The 21,939-nt window shown below is 43.1% G+C and carries 5 protein-coding genes; all 5 read right to left on the reverse strand.

The features are described from left to right. Nucleotides 1-4: 4 nt before the first annotated feature. The 5 genes from QUB13_RS25820 to QUB13_RS25840 all read right to left on the reverse strand — a co-directional run bounded on the left by QUB13_RS25820 (nt 5) and on the right by QUB13_RS25840 (nt 21,882). The gene (locus tag QUB13_RS25820) at nt 5-5,461 is read right to left on the reverse strand and encodes a trifunctional serine/threonine-protein kinase/ATP-binding protein/sensor histidine kinase (RefSeq protein WP_333386642.1); all 5,457 of its coding nucleotides are present in this window, start codon (nt 5,459-5,461) and stop codon (nt 5-7) included. Nucleotides 5,462-5,530: 69 nt separating this feature from the next. Continuing rightward, entirely contained in the window at nt 5,531-11,452 is a 5,922-nt protein-coding gene (locus tag QUB13_RS25825) for a trifunctional serine/threonine-protein kinase/ATP-binding protein/sensor histidine kinase (protein WP_333386645.1), read from the reverse strand. 52 nt (nt 11,453-11,504) lie between these two features. Continuing rightward, nucleotides 11,505-12,785, reverse strand: coding sequence for a hybrid sensor histidine kinase/response regulator (locus QUB13_RS25830; protein ID WP_333386648.1), 1,281 nt, complete (start codon nt 12,783-12,785; stop codon nt 11,505-11,507). A 21-nt stretch (nt 12,786-12,806) separates the two neighbouring features. After that, a complete protein-coding gene (locus QUB13_RS25835; RefSeq protein ID WP_333386651.1) occupies nt 12,807-15,518 on the reverse strand; it encodes a hybrid sensor histidine kinase/response regulator in 2,712 nt (903 codons plus the stop codon). 133 nt (nt 15,519-15,651) lie between these two features. Continuing rightward, nucleotides 15,652-21,882 carry an ATP-binding sensor histidine kinase gene (locus tag QUB13_RS25840; protein ID WP_333386653.1) on the reverse strand — a complete coding sequence of 2,077 codons (6,231 nt, stop codon included), beginning with the start codon at nt 21,880-21,882 and terminating at the stop codon, nt 15,652-15,654. Nucleotides 21,883-21,939: the final 57 nt, after the last annotated feature.

Consider the following 21,939-nt stretch of genomic DNA (forward strand, 5'->3'; position numbering starts at 1 on the left):
TTGTTTATGCCGCCTTGATGGGTAAGATGATGATGAATTCTGTTCCTGTTCCCATTATAGAGTTGACGTTCAGGGAACCGCCATGTTTTTCTACTACAATTTGACGCGCGATCGCCAAACCCAATCCCGTGCCTTTCCCGACTGCTTTCGTCGTAAATAAATGGTCAAATATTTTTTGTTTGACTGATTCATTCATCCCGCTACCATTATCAGCAATACTGATTTTTACCTGGTTATTTACTAATAATGTTTGAATGATAATGCTGTTGGGATTAGCCTGGATTTCGGCAAAACTGCGATTTGTATTTGATTCTTCCAGTGCATCGATCGCATTGGCTATAATGTTCATAAACACCTGGTTAAGCTGTCCCGGGAAGCATTCGATCGCAGGAATATTCCCGTAGTCTTTCACTACTTCAATGGCAGGTCGCTGATCGTTGGCTTTCAATCGATATTTGAGAATTAAGATCGTGCTGTCGATGCCAGAGTGGATGTTAAAAGGAACTTTGTAGTCTTTGTCAGCACGAGAGAAAGTGCGGAGTGAAGTGCTGATACCTTTGATGCGATCGCAGCCCAATTGCATCGAGTCAATCATTTTGGGCAAATCTTCGATGATATAGTCTAAATCGATATCTTCGGCATGGTCTGCAAGCTCTGTTTCCGGGGCGCGAGATCGATAGAGATTGAGATGCTCCACTAAGTCTTGAACTGTGGATTTAGCTTCATTCAAATTGCCAGTTAGGAAGCCGACGGGGTTATTAATTTCATGAGCAACGCCAGCAACTAAGTTTCCCAATGCCGACATCTTTTCGCTTTGAATCATTTGCAATTGGGTTTGCTGTAAGTTTTGTAAGGCTTGTTCTAGCTGCTGGGCATAGATTTGTGACTGCTCATAAAGTCGGGCATTTTCTATAGAAATTGCCGCTTGAGCGCATAACAGATTGAGTAATTCGACGCGATCGCTCGTAAACGCTCCCTTGGCTAAATTATTTTCTAGATATAAAATGCCCAATAATTTACCTTGATGCAAAATCGGGTTGCACAAGATGCTCTGAGGCTGTTGACGCACAATATACGGGTCATTGGTTAAAGTCGGCTCGGCCGTCGCATCCAGCAGCACAACAGTCTGCCGATTGTGCTTCACTTTGTAAATCAGCTTCAGGGGAATGTCCTGGCTATCATCAACAGGAAGGCTTTGCAACACAACTGGCTGCGTCCCTATAGTAATTGACCCTTTAATCAGCAGGCGCGAGTCTCGCAAGAGCATTAACACGCATTTATCAGCCCCCGCATTTTCGATGACGATCGAAAGCAACGATGCCAGCAGTTTTTCCAGTTCGATTTCGCCTGATATAGTTTGGGAAGCTTTGAGAATAGCGGCTAAATCTAAAGCTACAGAGATACTGCTACTACTGGATGTGGCGGAACTGGTAGAGGTGACACTCCCCAATGTAAAGATAGTTTCGTTAGTTGAAAGCGGAGAACGGGTTTGCTGTAATATTGGAGCCAGCAGTTGGGGATAGCGTTGTTCTAAGTCGGCGACTTTGGCTTTTGCTCCCCAACGGGCATAGCAGTAGTAAGCTTCTTGCATATAGCTGGCGGCGACTTTCTCTTTCCCCCAATCGAGATAGAATTTAGCTGCAAGTTCATTTGCTAAGGCTTCTTCTTGAATGAAACCGTTGGCTTTAGCGCCCGCAATGGCCCGCTCATAGCCATCAATTGCCTCTGAGATATTGCCCAAAACTCGACATTTTTCTGCTGCCAAGAGAGCCACCTTGTGCTGGTGATTCATAGGGGCATTCTCTGCCCAGGTTGATAGGTTAGCGTGATGCTGTTCCGCTAAAGCAAGTAGTTGTAACTGCTCATCCTCAGACTTACCTGCTACCACCGCTAAATAGGTTAGCCCCCCATAAAAATGCAAGGCGGGAATATGCAGCATTCCGACAATACTACCTAAATATTGGCTAGCTTCATTGAGATATTCAAGGGCGCGGTTATAATCACCAAACAAATAAGCCAAGATCAGCTTGTAGGTGTAAGCAATCCCAAGACCTGTTAGTTGCTTATTTTGAAGGTACTGTGGAAATATTTTCGTCTCGTCATAAGCATCTCCAATCAACAGAGTTGGTTGATGGGTTTTTTCAAGCAAGCGCCCAAACAATGCTTGGTTCATTGTTAAGAAGGCTAGGGCATTATCCTGCTTTAGTGAAGCAATGACCGAACAAAACTGAGCGATTTCTGATTGAAGGGCAGATAATTCCTTTCCGGCATAGAAATAAGCGTAAAAATAGTGGGCCATACAATAGCTTAAATACAAAAAGTCACCGACTTCTATTCCTACTAAATATCCCTGCTTGAGCAAAGCAGCCATAGAAATCATAGATTCTTTTTGATGCTGGACACAGGCAGCAAAATGAAGTATTGTCAAACACTTGTACGCTTTTGTATTGAGCCGATCGATTAAAGTTAAAGCCATTTTCCCCAAGTGATAGCCCCGCTCGACTTGACCCAAGCCCGTCGTTAAGACCAAGCCATAGGTAGCATAGCCAACACTCGAAACAGGAGCATTGCCAAACTGGAGCGACAAGCTCACAATTTTTGCACAAACAAAGGGCAGAAATGTAGGTCGAGCTTGTAATACCATTGGCATGATCGTTCCCAGCAGTTCCATTGCAGCAATTGTCGTCGGGTCAGTCATTACAGGCAAGTTGACCAAATCCTCAATGACTTTCCCCTCTAGCTCGACTTCCGCATTTTGTATGGTTTGTTCGCTTAGGCTCGGTGTGATGTCTGAGGGAAATTCTATCCCCAATTGAGTGACGGCTTGAGCAGCAATGGCGATCGCATCCGCCAATTGATTCTGAGCCGTCAACACCCTGATTTGCACCATATAAACAGGCACTTTATCCAAAACCGTCTGAGCCTTATCCAAAACCTGTTGAACTTGGGCGATCGCTTCCTCAAAATCAGCCTTTGAACAGGCCACATCTGCGGCGATCTCATGGAGTTTTAAGCTCAACTCATACTGAGTTTGCCAACTATCTTCCGAGAGTAATTCCAGTCCCACCGTCACCAAGTCTCTCGCCACACCGTAAGCGGTTGCCTTTTTCGCTTTTTCGATCGCAGCTAGATTTAGTCGAATCAAAGACTCACGTTCGGCTTGATGACTTAGCAACCCACGACTTAGATTTAGATGACTGACAATATCAAATAACTTCTCCTCTCGCTCTGCTTTTGACAAACGAGTTTGGAGTAACTGACCCATTTTGAGGTGAGTGGCCTGTTTTTGGTCTTCAGGAATTAGTGAGTAGGCGGCCTGTTGCACGCGATCGTGGAAAAAGCGATAGTGAATTTGCTCCGAAATCTCTTCACTCAGGGATCGATGCTCCTGGGGTTGATTATCATCCAAATAAAACTTATAGATTTTACCCTCCGGCACAATCAGCCCCTCTTTGAGCGCAGACCACAAAGTCAAGGCTACTTGAATTTCGTCTTGTTCTGAAACAATCGTCAAAGTCTTGAGGTCAAATTTTGCCCCAATACAAGCGGCAAATTTAAGCTGTTCTTGGGTGGTAACGGGCAGTTTTCGTAACTGCAAAGCCATGAATTCCACCACATCATCGGTTAAGGCTGCATCCTGTACCTGCACTAGGTCGCATTGCCAGTGACAAACCTCCCGGTCAAAAGTAATCAGACTATCTTGATGTAATGCCTTAAGAAATTGGGTCGCAAAGAACGGATTGCCCTGGGTTTTTTGTATGACCAGGTTGGTTAAGGGCTGCACAGCGCTTTGTGAGGCTTGAAAAGCATCAGCAATTAGGTGATTGAGGCTATCAGCACTCAAGGGACTGAGGGTGAGAGTTTCAAGGGTAACATCGGCATTTTCTAGGGTCTTAACTGTCATCAAAAAGGGATGACCGGGAAATACTTCATTATCTCGATAGGCTCCTAAGACTAAGAGACATTGAGAGTGAGATTGGGCTTCCGTCAACAAACTTTGCATGAGGTTCAAGGAGGCGGAGTCAGCCCATTGCAGGTCATCGATAAAGATGACTAGGGGATGTTCTACCTTCGCAAAAACCTGAATAAAGTTTTGGAACAGGAGGTTAAAGCGATTTTGGGCTGCCTCACCAGAAAGTTCTGGAGTGGGAGGTTGTGACCCAATAATCCGTTCGAGTTCAGGAATCAAATCGATGAGGACTTGACCGCTATCTCCTAGTGCTTTGAGCAGGTTTTCTTTCCAGGTTTGTAACTGCCGATCGGATTCTGAGAGTAGTTGATTCATCAAATCTCGCAGTGCTTGGACAAAGGCTAACAGGGGAATGTTGCGGTTGAATTGGTCGAATTTGCCTTTGATGAAGTAGCCTTTTTGCTGGGTAATGGGTTTGTGGACTTCATTGACTACGGCGGTTTTGCCAATCCCAGAGAATCCCGCCACTAGCATGAGTTCTGAGCTGCCTTGGGAAACGCGATCGAAGGCTTTAAGTAATGCTTGAACCTCAGTTTCTCGACCATAGAGTTTCTCAGGGATGAGGAAGCGATCGCATACATCCCTTCGCGCAATTTCAAAACTTTCAATTTCACCAGTTTCTTGAAGTTGAGTTAGACATTTTTCTAAGTCAAACTTCAATCCCAAAGCACTTTTATATCTATCTTCGGCATTTTTTGCCATCAATTTGCTGACAATTTTTGATAGTACAGAGGAAATTTCCGAGTTAATTTCATGTATTAATGGCGAGGCTTTGGCAATATGAGAATGTACCAACTCCATTGGATCATTGGATTCAAAAGGTAACTTTCCGGTTAGTAATTCAAAGAAAGTCACACCCAAAGAATAAAAGTCAGTCCGATAGTCCATTCCCCGATTCATTCGGCCTGTTTGTTCTGGGGAAATATAAGCAAGTGTCCCTTCTAAGACATTGGGATTGATGAGTGTTTGTGTTTCTCGCGGCAGTAGAGACGCAATACTAAAGTCAATTAATTTGACTTGTTTAGTTTCGGGATTAATTAAAATATTGCTGGGTTTGATGTCTTTATGAATGATGCGATCGCGATACAATATATCTAAGGTGTTGCAGAGGGCGATCGCAATTTCTAAAAACTCTCTTAATGAGAATGCGTTTTTCCCCGAACCCGCCCATTCCTGAAGAGAAATACCCCCAAAGTCTTCCATTACTAACGCATAGCTATTCCGATAGGGTTCTAGACTATAGGTTTGGATGATTCCAGGTTGACAAAGGTTTTTAGCAATGGTATATTGATTGCGAAACTGTACCAATTCGCTAAAGGTAGGATAGTCGTTTTTCAGGAGTTTGATGACGACAGGTAATCGATCGTGGGTACGGATAGCCCGATATACTAAAGTTCGACTTCCTGAATAAACTGTCTCGACAATTTGATAGTGGGGAATTTGAACGGTTGTGCGATCGTTGCTGGAGGAGTGAGAGTTATTAATGGTCATAGTTTTTTGAGGATTTATGAGTGAGCGATCGCTTACATGAGTCCGAATGCTAGGGAACTATTAACTTGTTTATGCCGCCTTGATGGGTAAGGTGATGATAAATTCTGTTCCCGCTCCTAGTATAGAGTTAACGTTCAGGGAACCGCCATGTTTTTCCTCAACGATTTGACGCGCGATCGCCAATCCCAATCCGGTTCCTTTCCCGACTGCTTTCGTCGTAAATAAATGGTCAAATATCTTTTGTTTGACTGATTCATTCATCCCCCTTCCATTATCTGTTATGCCAATTTTTACTGCATCATTTTCTACTGATGTTTGAATAGTAATGAGGTTGAGATGAGCCTTGATTTGGGCAAAAGTTAGCCCAATATTTGATTCATCTAAAGTATCAATTGCATTGGCTATAATATTCATAAATACCTGATTTAGCTGACCGGCAAAGCACTCAACTTTAGGTAAATCTCCATAGTTTTTCATGACTTCTATGGCAGGACGTTGATCATTAGCTTTTAGGCGATGTTTGATAATTAAGAGCGTGCTGTCAATGCCTTCGTGAATGTTAAACGGCACTTTGTAGTCTCGATCTGCACGAGAGAAAGTACGTAAACTGGTACTGATATTTTTTAGCCTGTCACACGCCGTAGACATGGAATCAATTATCTTAGGTAAGTCTTCTAAGCTATATTCCAAATCAATTTCTTCGGCATGGTCGATAATTTGCTCGCTCTTGTTGTGGAAAGTTTCTTGATAGAGTTTCAAGTGTTCGATCAGCTCTGCAATAGTAGGTTTAGTTTCTTGAAGACTGGCAGCAATGAACCCCAATGGGTTATTCATTTCATGGGCGACACCAGCAACTAAATTACCTAAAGCCGACATTTTTTCACTTTGAACCATTTGTAATTGGGCGTTTTGCAAATCGGTTAGTGCTTGTTCTAAGTCGAAGGATTTTTGCTGTAGGGCAAGTTCGGCCCGTTTGCGATCGGTAATATCTCGCATCACAACTACCGCACCGACTTTGTTACCCCAAGGATCGAAAATCGCTTGTCCGCTAGCTAACAAACTCCTCCGAGAACCCTGCTTCGGTGCAATGACTATTTCGGCATTTTCGACGATTTCTCCTTGCAAAGCGCGAAACAGAGGAATTTCCGTTGATGATAGCAGTGTTTGACCATCAGGTTGATAGAGTGAGAAATGTTCTGCCCATTGTTCTGGTGGTACTGATTCCACTGGTAAGCCATGAAATTCGCGAGTTGCATTGTTAAATAAGGTCAAATTACCACTAGCATTACAGACAACAATGCCATCGGTAATATTATGAATGATCGCATTCAAAAACTCTCGCTCTTTAGCTAGAGATGCTTCGGTTTGTTGTAATTGTTCGAGCGATGCTTGTAATGACTTGGATTTTTCCTGTTCTAGCTCGTAAAGTCGGGCATTTTCTAGAGAAATAGCGGCTTGAGCGCAGAGTAGGTTGAGTAGTTCGATGCGATCGTGGGTAAATGCTCCCGTTGCTAAGTTGTTTTCTAGATATAAAATGCCTATTAACTTACCTTGATGCAAAAGCGGGCTACACAAAATACTCTTGGGTTGCTGATTAATGATATATGGATCGTGAGCTAAAGTCAGATCGGCATCCACATCAATTAGCACAGTAGTCTGCTTGTGATGCTTGACTTTGTAAATTAGTTTCAGGGGAATTTCTTGACTGTCTTCAACGGGAATGTGCTGCAACACGACTGGCTCCATCCCCACGCTAATTGACCCTTTGATTAGCAGGCGCGAGTCTTGCAAGAGTATTAACACGCACTTATCGGCTCCTGCATTTTCAATCACAATAGAAAGCAACGATGAAAGCAGTTTTTCGAGTTCGATTTCGCTTGAGATAGTTTGGGAAGCTTTGATAAGAGTTTTTAAATCTAGGGTATCTGAGACACTGCTACTGCTAGAAGTGGCAGAAGTTGTGGAGGTGACACTTCCCAAGGCGAAGATGGTTTCATTAGTGGAGAGGGGAGAACGGGTTTGCTGTAATATGGGAGCCAGCAGTTGGGGATAGCGTTTTTCTAAGTCGGCAACTTTAGCTTTAGCACCCCAACGAGCATAGGCATAGTAGGCGTTCGTGATGTATGACTGAGCTATCAGCTCTTTGCCCCAGTCGAGGTAGAATTTGGCGGCCAGTTCGTTAGCAAGTGCTTCTTCTTGGATATAACCGTTTTCTTTGGCTCCTGAAATGGCGCGATCGTAATAGTCGATCGCTGAGGCTTTTTCACCTAACACTCGATGCTTTTGGGCCTCCACCAAATGCCACTTGTGCAAGTGGTTCATCGGTGCATGGTGTGCCCGCTTCTGCAACGAAGCCTGATTTTCTGCTACCCGTTGCAGGCGATCGGTCAAATCAGAATCCCCACTACAATCTCCAGTTAAAGCAGCAAGAGAATCATAGAAGTAAAAGATTGGCACCGTAACAATACCTGCCCCTGCTGCTAAATACTGTCTGCCCTCAGTCGCAATCTCTGACAGGGATTGCGCCGTTTCACCAAACAGGTAGCCAAGAATCAGTTTATGCAGATAGAAGAAATGAAGCCCCATCAGATCGTTGGCTGCCAACAACTGGGGTAGGAACTGCGCCTCGTCGCACAGATCGCCCACCAAAAGCTGGGAATTGTGAGCATTGCCCAACAGTTTTAAAACCGCCTGTCTGAGTATTTGAAAGCAGTTAAACGTCTGAACCTGCTTGAGATTCTTCGGCATCTGACTGTAGACGTGGATATCTCGCTCCAGGGTTAAGAGTTCCTGACTGCTGAAGTAGGCAATTTTGCAGCTATGAAATGCAGCATAACCCGCAAATTCCAAATCTCCGGTATCTAATCCAATTTGGTAGCCTTCCCGTAGAACTGGCACTGACATTTGCAAATGAGTAGTTCCATGCAGAACAAATGCCCCCAATATGACGCGGATTCTACATTCAACCTCCTTGGCATTGAGTTTTTCGATGACCGCTAACGCTAGCTTGCCAGCCCGCTCTGCCGCTTCCATGTCTTCTAAAATGCCATTCAAGAGCAGGCCATAGCTGACATAAAAGAAGGCAGAGAACGGTGCGTTGCCATGTTGAATCGAGGCATTTACCTGCGAAAAAATCAGTAATGGATATAACAAAGGATTTGTATTATAAATGCCTGGTGCAGCGCTGGCGGCAATTCTCATCGCTGCCAGGGGTTCAGATGCCGTCATGGGGGGCAGGTTTAATAACTCCTCGATCGGTCTACCTGCCAACAGGTTCACCGTATACTGAAATCCCTGCTGGATATCTTCCTGAGTAGGACAATCGGGTAATTGAATACCCAATTGACTTAGCACTTGTTTCGCCAAGGCGAGCGCATCCAAGAATTGATGCTGGAATATATGGTTTTGAATCTCTATCTCGTAGATTTTCACCCGATCGAGTAGTGTTTTCGCTTCTTGCAACACTATCTCGGCCCAATGTTCCATTTGCTCAAGTTCTCCAGCAAGAAAGGCATTTTCAGCCGCCAATTCATGCAACATTAGAGCCAATTCATACTGACTTTGCCAGCAATCGGGCTTTAGCAGCGTGATTCCTGTAGTTGCGTAGGTCATAGCAGACTCATAGGCGGTTGCAGACCTGGCTCTTTTGGCAGCGAGTCCGTTTAATTGGGCAATTTTCTCTCGTTCTGCGGGCCGGGCGACCAATTTCAATCCCCTGTTCAGGTGATTGACGATATCAAATAGTTTGTTGTTCTGTTCTATGTCCGATGTGCGATCGAGCAGCAGTTGACCTATATTCAGATGGATTGAGGCTTTCTGGCGATCGGGAATCAGGGAATAGGCGGCTTGTTGGACGCGATCGTGTAAAAAGCTATATTTAGCTATTTCTTTAGAGCTATTCTCACTTTCCACTGCCGATTCTTGCCGCTCTTCCCCATGATAAAATTTATAAAGACTACTAATTGGTAAAATCAATCCTTCTTGCAATGCTCTCCACAAATTAGAGGCAGTTTCTACCTCTGAGTGTTCCGAAACAATTGCCAAAGTTACTAAATCAAACTGATTGCCAATACAAGCTGCTAACTGCAATACCTGTTGAGTTGAGGGAGGCAGTTTTTCTAATTGCAATGCCATAAAAGCCACAATATCATCCGTAACCGCTTGCTGCTTCACTTGTGCAATGTCACATTGCCAATAACCCTCAGTACAGTTAAACTGAATCAGTTGCTCTTGATGTAATACCTTGAGAAACTGTGTAGCAAAAAAGGGATTTCCTTGGGTTTTATGAAATACCAATTGAGAAATAGGGAAGGCTAAATTTTCTCTGCATTTCAGGGTATCAGCAACTAATTGATTCACTGTGACTTGACTCAGTGGTGCTAAAGTAATCGTATTAATTGTGAACAGTGTTTTTTGAATCTCACTCAAGGTCAACATCAAAGGATGTGCTGGATTAACTTCGTTATCACGGTACGCACCAATTAATAAAAGATGACTTGTATCAGCCATTAATAATTGCATCAACTTCAGCGATGCTGAATCTGCCCATTGCAAATCATCTAAGAACATTACTAAGGGATGTTCAGCACTGGTAAAGACTTGGGTGAATTTTTGAAACAATAAATTAAAGCGATTTTGGGCGGCTGTTCCTGATAATTCTGGTGCGGATGGTTGTTCACCAATAATTGTTTCTAGTTCGGGGATGACTTCAATAATTACTTGACCATTTTCTCCAACTGCTGATAATATTTGGTTTTTCCATTGGTGGATTTGTGGATCGCTTTCGGTTAACAATTGTCCCATTAAATCTCGGAACGCTTGCACAAAAGCACTGAAGGGAATATTCCGTTGAAATTGGTCAAATTTTCCTTTGATAAAATAACCGCGTTGCCTGACAATGGGTTTATGAACTTCGTTGACAACGGCTGTTTTTCCAATCCCCGAAAAACCAGCGACTAGCATCATTTCTGTGGCTCCAAGACTGACTCGCTCAAAGGCTTGGAGTAGAGTTTCTACCTCGGCTTCTCGTCCGTAGAGTCGATCGGGGATGAGGAAGCGATCGCTCAAATCCTGCTCTCCCAGTTCAAAGGATTCAATTGAACCTGTTGCTTGCAGTTGAATTAAACATTTTTCTAGATCGTATTTCAAACCTAATGCACTTTGATAGCGGGATTCGGCATTTTTTGCCATCAGTTTCATTACGATATCTGACAGCACTTGCGGATTTTTTTCCTGGTTAAAACTTCCCGGTTCTCTGTTCCATAAAAGTGGTGGTTGTTTGGCAATATGGCAATGCACCAATTCCATCGGATCGTTTGATTGAAATGGTAATTCTCCTGTGAGTAATTCGTAGAAAGTCACACCTAAAGAATAAAAATCAGTTCGGTAGTCAATTCCCCGATTCATTCGGCCTGTTTGTTCTGGGGAAATATAAGCCAGTGTCCCTTCTAAGACATTGGGATTGATTAGTGTTTGTGTTTCCCTTGGGAGTAGAGACGCAATACTAAAGTCAATTAATTTGACTTGTTTAGTTTCGGGATTAATTAAAATATTGCTGGGTTTGATGTCTTTGTGAATAATGCGATCGCGATACAATATATCTAAGGTGTTGCAGAGTGCGATCGCGACTTCTAAAAATTCTCTCAAGAAGAATGCGTTTTTCCCCGAACCCGCCCATTCCTTAAGAGAAATCCCCCCAAAGTCTTCCATCACTAACGCATAGCCATTTTGATAGGGCTCTAGACTATAGGTTTGGATGATTCCAGGTTGACAAAGGTTTTTAGCAATGGTATACTGATTGCGAAAATGCACGAGTTCGCTGAAGCTGGGATAGTCATTTTTCAGCAGTTTGATGACGACAGGTAATTGGTCATGGGTACGAACAGCCCGATATACTACGGTGCGACTTCCTGAATAAACTGTTTCGCTAATTTGATAGTCGAGAATTTGAACATTTGTCTGACTGCCGCTGTTTTTGTCGGAGTTATTCATGGCTATTGTTGTTTGAGAATTGATGAGTAAGCCAAGGGAAAAATTAACTTGTTTATTCTTCCTTAGTAGGTAAGGTGATGATAAACTCAGTTCCTGCTCCTAGTATAGAGTTAACGTGAATTAAACCGCCATGCTTGTCAACGATAATTTGTTGGGCGATCGCTAATCCCAAACCCGTGCCTTTCCCTACACTCTTAGTAGTAAATAAATTATCAAAAACTTGCTCCCGCACCGCTTCAGTCATGCCAATACCATTGTCTTTAATGCGAATTACTACCTGTTGTCTATCGCTAGATAATTCTGTCTTGACGATAATTTGATTAGGATGAGCTTTAATCTCTGCATAACTCCGTCCAATATTTAACTCATCCAAAGCATCGACCGCATTCCCCAAAATATTCATAAATACCTGATTTAATTGTCCAGCATAGCACTCAATTTTTGGGAAATCGCCATAGTCCTTAATAACTTGGATTTCGGGGCGAGTGTCGTTGGCTTTCAGACGATGCTTGAGGATCATAATTGTACTATCAATGCCCTCGTGAATATTACAGGCAACGGGGCGATCGGTATCAGCACGAGAAAATGTCCGCAAGCTGATGCTAATGTCTTTAATCCGGTTTACTCCTTCTTGCATCGAGCCAACTAACTTAGGTAAGTCTTCACGGATGTAGTCGAGGTCAATCGCTTCAATTTCCTCTTGAATTGCCAGACTGAAATTAGCAGATTCTTGCTGAACTAAATCCAACAATCCAAACAAATCTTTGATATAGTCTAAAGCGGGCTGAATATTGCCAGAAATAAAGCCAACTGGGTTATTAATTTCGTGGGCAACACCAGCCACCAAATTGCCCAGAGCTGACAATTTTTCGCGTTGAATGATTTGGAGCTGAGCTGCTTGTAATTCAGCAGTTTTTTGCGCCACTTGCTGTTCTAAATTTTGAGTCAATAGACGTAACTGTAAATGAGTTTTCACCCGCGCTAACACTTCTTGTTCTTGAAAGGGCTTGGTAACGTAGTCTACTGCACCAAGTTTAAGCCCTTTAACTTTGTTGTCTACATCAGCCAGAGCGGTCATAAAGATAATCGGAATATCACAAGTTTTGGCATTAGCTTTAAGGCGTTCGCAAGTTTCAAATCCATCAATTCCCGGCATCATCACATCTAGTAAAATCAGATCGGGAGGTCGTCGCTCAACTTGTTGGAGGGCGCGTTCGCCACTGGTAGCGATCGCCACCTTATACCCCGCATTACTCAACGCTTCCGAGATCACATCCAGATTGGTGGGAGTATCATCAACGATTAAAATTAAGCCAGTTAAACCTGTTGTCATAATCATAGTCTTCCTTAACTTTTAAGTATTAGTAAGATGTTTTTGAATCAACTCCTCAATCTTTTCAGCCTGGAATTGCTTAGCTAATTGTATGACTTCCTGAATAAAGGGCTGATAGCGCTCATCCTTTTGCCCAATTTCGGCAGCGGTTTCTACGAGTTCTCTCAGCAGACCATCCTGGGTCAGTTCTAGTAAAATTTGCAAGTCTGTCGCCGATGGGGGAATTATCTCTTTCGTAGATACTTTATTATTACTCGTGCTTAACTCAGTTCCATCATATTTCCAGGTTAGTTGTAAATGTTTGGCCACCAAAATCAACAACTCCTCTGCATCAACGGGTTTTGTCAGAAAGTCATCTCCACCCATATTTAAGCTTTTATGCTGGTCTATTTCTGCCACCGATGCCGAAGAAACTATCACCCGTAAATGCTTGATATCCTCCGATTTTCGTAACTGTTTGAGCATTTCAAAGCCATCCATTACTGGCATCGCTAAGTCAGTTATAATTAAATCTGGCAGTTTTTCTAGAGCTTTTTCTAAACATTCTTGACCATTCTCTGCTTCAGTAAATGCGAATCCTAGAGGCTCTAGCAGGTTTGCCAACACTGACCGATTTTCCCAACGGTCATCCACGATCAATATGTGGCGTGGTGGCCCTTCATAGCCGATAATTGTGCGCCCGTCTTTGACAGAATTTTTTTGTGCCCAGTCGGTGGCGATCGGCAGTGCTACTTTAAAGTAGAAGTTACTGCCTATTCCCAGATGGCTTTCAACTTGAATTTTTCCGCCCATCAATTCCACAATTCTTTGACTGATGGCTAAACCTAAGCCTGTGCCTTCTGCGTGGCGTTTGCGATCGCCTACTTGTTCAAATGCTTGGAATAGTTTGTTTACTTGGTCAGATGCGATGCCAACTCCTGTATCGATCGCTTGAAATTTAAGCTGAGGCAATGGCATCGTTGCATTTGATTCTATCATTTCTACCTTGAGGGTCACGCTGCCTTTATCGGTGAATTTAATCGCATTTCCTAAGAGATTGAGTAGCACTTGGCGGAGTCGTTTTTCGTCAGTTAGAATTCCTGTGGGTAAGTTTGTATCTGGTTGATAAATGAACTCGATACCTTTTTGGTCTGAACGCACTCGACAGATTTCTACTACTCCTTGCAGGAAAGATGGCAAGTGAATGGCTTTGGAGGTAAGTTCTAGCTTGCGGGCTTCGATTTTGGAAAGGTCTAAAATATCGTTGATTAATGTTAGGAGGTGAGAGCCGCATTGGTGGATGATATTCACACCGTGACGTTCTTTTTCGGGTATAGTTTTGGTACGTTCGAGAATTTGGGCATAGCCGAGAATCCCGTTGAGAGGTGTGCGGAGTTCGTGGCTCATGTTGGCGAGGAAATCGCTCTTGGCTTGGTTGGCGTTATCGGCTGCTTCTTTGGCAATAGTGAGTTCGGCGGTGCGTTCTTCTACACGAGTTTCTAGTTCTGTAAAGGAAGCTCGCAATTGCCCTGCCATTTGGTTAAAGGAACCAGCTAGGGCTTCTAATTCATTAATACCTTTGACTGCTACTGTTTGGTCGAGAGCGCCAGATGCGATCGCCTCACTTGCTTGCTGTAATTTTAGAATCGGTCGAGCAATCCAGCGCGAAGTAAATATACCCAAGATAGTTGCCACAACTAATGCCCCCAAACAAAGCAGGATAGTAGTGCGGGTGTTGGCATCAATTTGTGCCATGAAATCTGATTCTGGTACTACAATGACACTGAGCCAATCAATGCCTCGTTCATCTCGAATAGTGGAAACTTGCACCAATTGCCGCTGCTCCGCCAGCATAAACTCAAGTTGCTGACTCTGCTCAATATCATTGAAATTACCAAAGCGATCGAGGATTGCTTTGGCTGTGGCACTAATTACCGGACTTTCCGACTTGATAGCGGGAATTTGTTCCAAGGTATTTTTTTTAGGATCAATAATGTAAGGGCTTTCAATCTTGGAACTGGCAATCAGGTTGCCCGATCGATCAATGATAAAGGTTTGTCCGGTCTGACCTACTTTTAACGTGCTGAGGAAATGATGAATTTTCTCAATCCGAAGGATGCTATTTTGAACGCCTAAGAACACGCCATTTTTGTCATAGATGGGTTGGGTTAAAGCAATTGAAGCGACTTTTACAGCGATGCCCAAATAAGGATTTGTCCAGATTGGTCTTCCAGCTTCCTGGGCATTTTTATACCAGGGGCGAGAGCGGGGGTCAAAATTTGCTTGAGTTTCTATCAGCAGAGCCCGTTCACCTTTTTCATCAAGTTGGTAGATTTTGCGCTGAGGTAGATCCGCTTTGTTCCCAACCAAAGCCATAATGCCTTTATTTTGTCTATCCTCTACTTGTATACTCGTACCGTCAGCCAGACTAACTTGCATGACTTCGACCGTATTTTTGCTGACTAACTGCCAAAAAGTCCGTTCCAGTTTGGTGACATCGGTTAAATCAATCTGCTCCTCTTGAGCAGCCGCGATGATAGTTTGTCCAGCAACATAAGGTTTTTCTAAGTAGTTGAGAACTTGGAGGTTAATGCGATAGCCGATCTCTTCACGCAACTGACTAGAAACATCATTGACAGCTATCTGTCCATTTCGCAGGGACAGATAGCCAGTCAGTCCGACGGCAGCAAAGACTTGCAATACAAACGGAACTACTAGCACAAGTCTTAAAGGTATGGTTTTATTTGGATTCATGTTAGATCCTGAGAATGGTGTACTTGCAGATTTACCGAAAAAGGCGAGCAAGCCCTGATGTTTTGCAATAACGAGTGTTACTTTGGTAGTGTTTCAAATGTGTTGATATAATATTCAATTCAATTCTATTCCCTTAGATGACAGGGATAGTGATCGAAAACACAGTCCCCTCGCTATGGACAGAATCAACTTTAATTTGTCCGTGATGTTTTTCGACAACGATTTGTTGAGCGATCGCCAATCCCAACCCCGTGCCTTTCCCTACACTCTTAGTAGTAAATAAATTATCAAAAACTTTCTCAAGCACTGATTCATTCATACCAATGCCATTGTCTTTAATCCGAATTACTACCTGTTTTCTATCTCCAGATAATTCTGTATTGACAATAATTTGATTAGGATTGGCTTTAATCTCTGCATAACTACGTCCAATATTTAACTCATCCAAAGCATCGATTGCATTCCCCAAAATATTCATAAATACCTGATTTAATTGTCCGGCATAGCATTCGATTTTTGGTAGATCGCCATAGTGCTTAATAACTTGGATTTTGGGGCGAGTGTCGTTGGCTTTCAGACGATGCTTGAGGATCATAATTGTACTATCAATTCCCTCGTGGATATTACAGGCCACGGGGCGATCGCTATCCGCACGCGAGAATGTCCGCAGACTGATGCTAATGTCTTGAATTCGCTTCACGCCTTCTTGCATCGATTCAATTAACTTGGGTAAGTCTTCCCGGATGTAGTCAAGCTCAATATTTTCAAGTTCCTCTTGAATTTCTGGATCTAGTTGGGGATATTTTTGTTGCACTAGATCGATCAATCCAAACAAATCGTTTATGTAATCTAAGGCTGGGGTAATATTACCAGTCAGGAAGCCGACAGGGTTGTTAATTTCGTGAGCTACACCAGCAACTAAGTTGCCCAATGCTGACATCTTTTCGCTTTGAATCATTTGTAATTGGGTTTGCTGCAAGTTTTGTAAGGCTTGCTCTAATTCTTGAGATTTTTGGATGATGGCGGCTTCGGCACGTTTGCGATCGCTAATATCTAGCAGATTACCAAGAATCACTGCTTTGCCATCGAGGATGATGCGGTTGAGGGTGACATAGACCTCAAAGGCCGTGCCACTATCAATTTTTCTGACATTCCACTCAAATTCAATTGTTTCTCCGGCTAATACCCTTTTCCACCAGTCTTCTACCAGATGGAACGGATTATCGGGTGTAGAATAGTCATCCAAGATCGAGCATTGCAGCGCTTTCTCTCGCTCCACACCAAACATTTCTAATACTCGGTTATTAACATCTAGCACCTTGCCATCCAGATCGTGAATTATGATGGCACTACTGACGTTGTTGAAGATGGTACGGAGGTTATGCTCGGAAATTTGTAGGGCAGTTTCCGCAGCTTTATATTCAGCTTCGCTGCGTTTACGATCGCTCACATCAAAGACAACACCATCCCATACAGTTGACTCATCGGCTCGTCGTTCTGGTTGAGATATTGCTTGCACCCATTTTATCGTGCCGGACGAGGTGACACTGCGCCATTCATGATTAAATGGGGTCAGGGTTTGGGCAGATTTGGTAATTGCTTGTTCAAGATCAGCAAGATCGCCGGCATAAACTGCATCGAAGACATTAATGATTCCTGCCATCACCATTTCTGGCTCAGCTTCATACAGATTGATGCAACCAGAACTTGCGTAGGTTATAGACTTAGCACCATCCGCAGCCAACTGTAATTGAAAGACCATCCCTGGAATATTGTCAGCCATCTTATGGAAGCGGGCTTCGCTGGCACGGAGTTCTGTCAAAGCTTGTTGTGACTGTTGATAGAGGCGGGCATTTTCGAGGGAAATTGCTGCTTGGGAGCAGAGCAGATTGAGCAGTTCGACGCGATCGCTGGTAAATGCTCCAACAGTGAGATTATTTTCTAAATATAAAATCCCAATCAACTTACCTTGATTGAGAATTGGACTACAAAGCACACTTTTAGGCTGGTGTTTTTCAATATAGCGATCGCCAGAAAACTCAGGATATAACCTAGCATCAACCAGTACCAGAGGTTTCAAACTCCGCTTAACAGTATTCACCAAAGCGATCGCCACATTCTGACTTGATTCTAGCGGCATCGGTGGTAATAGCTGCGGTTCTTGTCCCTCTTCCACAAAGGCTGCTACCTGTAACTCAATATCTTGTTTAAGCAATAACACACACTTACTTGCCCCAGCATTTGTCATCACTATTTGTAACAGAGTAGTCAAGAGTTGATCGAGTTCAATTTCCCCTGAAATAGCTTGAGATACTTTAAGCAGAGTTGCCAAATCTAGAACTTCCGAGACGCTACTAGAGGTTTTGGTAGAAGCGATCGTTCCCAGTGAGATAGTTTCCTGGAAAGAGACAGAGGCATGAGGTTGCTGAAGGATGGGCGCGAGGAGTTGAGGATAACGTTTTTCTAAATCAGTAACTTTAGCTTTGGCTCCCCATCGGGCATAACAGTAATAGGCTTCAGTCATGTAGGCTTGGGCAATTTTTTCTTTACCCCAATCGAGATAAAATTTTGCTGCAAGTTCATTACCTAGTGCTTCTTCGTTGAGAAATAGATGTTCTTTAGCGAGGTAAATGGCGCGATCGTACAGTTCAAGTGCCGATAATTTATCTCCAGAAATACGCGCCATTTCTGCTGAAATTAGCTCGGAGGCAGCGCTAAAATTCTCCGAACAGTTTTGCGCCCAAACAGCTAATTGCTGTTTATACTCTATCAACTTTTGCCACAGATCGGATTGTTTTGTCTGTGGTATTCGATCGTAACTTTGGCATAACAATAGAGCATAGATAAAGCGATGTCTGGCATAGGGAAGTAAGCCTTGGGGAGCAACATTAACAATCTCAGATTCAGCTTTCTCGGCAGATTCTAAAGCTGACTCTGGGCAATCGCAGAGGTAGAGTATTTGGCTTTTAAGAATAGTATAAATACAGATAACTTGCCAATTTTTATGTTTTCGGCAGCGTTCGAGATACTCATCTTCTATAGTTTCTGACCAAATTTTTGTTCCTCTCAACTTGGCTACAAGCATTTGACCACCAGTTAGTATATCGATAGACCATTGATTTTTTTGTTGTTGACTAAAAGCCAGCGATTGATTAATTTCTGCCTCTAATTGCTTCAGTTCTACTCCCTGGTAAAAACGACAGTACATATTGTGTCCAAAAGCATAAGCAGCATATTGTAAATTGCTTGATTCCCAACCAATTTGATAGGAATTTTGGTAATCTTGGCTGGCTACCTTAAGAGGGTGAGACCAATGACGGAGAGAACTACCAATCATTAAATAGGCTACACTTTCAGCCGAACTATTATTAAACTTGGGCATTAATTGCAGCGTTAAATCGATTAACTCACCTGTATTTTGATAGTTATTTAAAGCATAACCGCGTAAGCCACCGTAGGCTGGGTAAATATAGCCTATTTCAGGTGTATTACCATACTGCAAACACAAATTAACAGCCTTGGCACAAATGACTGACCACAGACGCTGATGCGAGCGATAGGTGGGCGGGCCCATAGCAATAGCTAACTTTGTAGCCATTTTTTTCTCAGGATCGGTCATCATGGGTAAATCACTGAGAGAAGCAATCCCTCGGCTTTCTAAGATGGCTTGAGCAGTCGCAATTTCGCGATCGCGTACCACCTCAAAATCCTCATCGGTAATATCAATACCAAACAAGGATAAAGCTTTAATCCCCGCAGCAATAGCTTCTGGATACTCAGCTCGTAGGGTATATTGAATAATTGCCAAGTTGTAAATTTCTGCCTTTTCTAGGGCAGTTCTTGTTCGTTCGAGAGTGCGATCGATCCAGATTTGTGATGCTTCAATATTGCCATTCAAATATTCAACTTCAACCCGTTCTTTGTGGAGCGCAAAGCATAATTCATATTGAATATTCCAACAGTCTTCTCTCAATAGTTCCATGCCAGTAGTTATATACTCACAGGCAACAGTATATGCCGTAGAATTTTTAGCTTTTCGTCCTGCCAATAAGTTTAATTGGCTCAATCTTTCCTGTTCTTCTGGATCGTTTAATAAGTAGCGACCGCGATTTAGTTGATTGGCAATCTCGAATAAGATTTCCTCACGCTCTGCCAAAACAGTATTTCTTAAAAGTAGTTGACCGATCTGTAGATGTGTTGCTTGCTTGCGCTCGTTCGGAATCAGAGAATAAGCAGCTTGCTGGACGCGATCGTGCAGAAACTTGTAGGAACAGGTATCAACCTTTTTTGATAATATTTGAACTGTGGCTGATTCCTCGGCTTGATAAAACTTGTATACCTCATTAATTGGAATTACAAATCCTTCTTGCAATGCTTTCCACAAGTCCGAAGCGGTTTCGATCTGAGACTTTTCATAGACGATCGCCAACGTCCCCAAATCAAACTGATTGCCAATACAGGCTGCCAGTTTCAAAATATCTTGAGTGTTGGGTGGCAATTTCTGAAGCTGTACTGCCATGAATTCCACCACATCATCGGTGAGGGCAAGCGATCGCACTTGCGCTACATCACACTGCCAGGAGCCTGTATTCCAGTCAAACGCAATCAGCCCATCCTCATACAACGCCTTGAGAAACTGCGTCGTAAAAAACGGATTGCCCTTGGCTTTTTGATAGACTAACTCTGTTAACAGCATTGCCCGTTCGATCGCACAACTCAAAGTGTCTGCAATCATAAGATTCACATCAGATTGGCTTAACGCAGTCAATGCGATCGTGTTGACAGTTGCCTTTGTTTTTTGGATTTCTTCCAACGCCAGCATCAGCGGATGAGCTAGAAAAACTTCATTATCGCGGTAAGCACCAATAATCAACAGATAGCCCCCCTCTGCTTGACTCATCAACAACTTCATCAAACTCAAAGATGCTGAATCTGCCCACTGTAAATCGTCCAGAAACATCACTAATGGATGCTCTAACGTGGCAAACACCTCAATGAACTTCACAATCAGTAGATTGAAGCGATTCTGTGCCGCACTACCAGCAAGTTCGATCGCAGATGGTTGTTTGCCAATAATTTCTTCTAGTTCGGGAATTACATCGATCAAGACTTGCCCGTTTTCACCCAAAGCAGACAGAATTTTGGCTTTCCACTGTTCTAACTGAGAATCGCTTTCACTCAGCAGTTGGCCCATCAGATCGCGGAATGTTTGTACTAATCCAGAAAACGGGATATTGCGTTGAAACTGATCGTACTTGCCTTTGATGAAGTAGCCTTTCGATCGCACGATTGGCTTATGCACTTCATTGACAATTGCCGTTTTGCCAATCCCCGAAAAGCCTGTCACTAGCATTAGCTCAGATGAGCCGTTGACGACTCGTCCAAATGCTTGGATTAAGGTTTCTATTTCCGCTTCTCGTCCAAAAAGTTTATCGGGTATTAAAAAGCGATCGCTTAAGTCTCTCTGTCCAATTTGAAAATATTCAATCTTTGCTGTTTCATTCAATTGAAACAGACATTGTTCTAAATCATGTTTGAGTCCCAATGTACTGTGATAGCGGTCTTCGGCATTTTTGGCGATTAATTTCATCACAATATCGCAGAGAACTTGAGGAATATCTTTTCCTTTCCCCCTTGTTCTTAAATTGGGCGGTTGTTTAGCAATATGGCAATGCACCAACTCCATTGGGTCGTCAGACAAAAACGGAAGTTTTCCAGTTAGTAATTCAAACCAGGTGATACCTAACGAGTAATAGTCACTGCGATAGTCTATACCTCGATTCATCCGTCCGGTTTGCTCTGGGGAGAGATATGCTAGGGTTCCTTCTAAGGCATTAATGCTCTGAATTTGCTGGGTTTCTCTCGGCAGTAGTGTCGAGATGGAGAAGTCAATTAATTTAACTTGCTTTGTATCCGGGTGAATAAGGATATTGGCAGGCTTAATATCCTTGTGAATGACGCGCTGTTGATGTATGGAATGGAGGATATCTGTCAATGACAAAGCAATAGGGAGAAACCCCTCTATTGTTAGTGTTTTTTTCTGCGTAAATTGTTCTAAGGAAATGCCGCCAAAATCTTCCATTACCAGGGCATATCCGTTATGATAAGGTTCCAAACTGTAGGGTTTGACAAGGCCGGGAATGTCTAAATTTTTGGCAATGCTATACTGATTGCGAAACTGCACCAGTTCGCTAAAAGTGGGATATTGCCGTTTCATCAGCTTGATAATTACAGGTAATTGGTCATCGGTACGGACTGCCCGATAAACTATTGTTCGACTCCCTGCATAAACTGTTTGGGTGATTTGATAGTTGGGAATTTGAATGCTTGTGGGAGAGTTGCTGTTTTTATGGGAGTTATTCATAGCCGTTTTTGTTTGACAATTGATGAGTGAATAGTGGGTCAAATGAGTCTGAGTGCT

Origin of the sequence: Microcoleus sp. B4-D4, from assembly GCF_036705185.1 — a bacterium.
Classification (GTDB): Bacteria; Cyanobacteriota; Cyanobacteriia; order Cyanobacteriales; family Microcoleaceae; genus Microcoleus.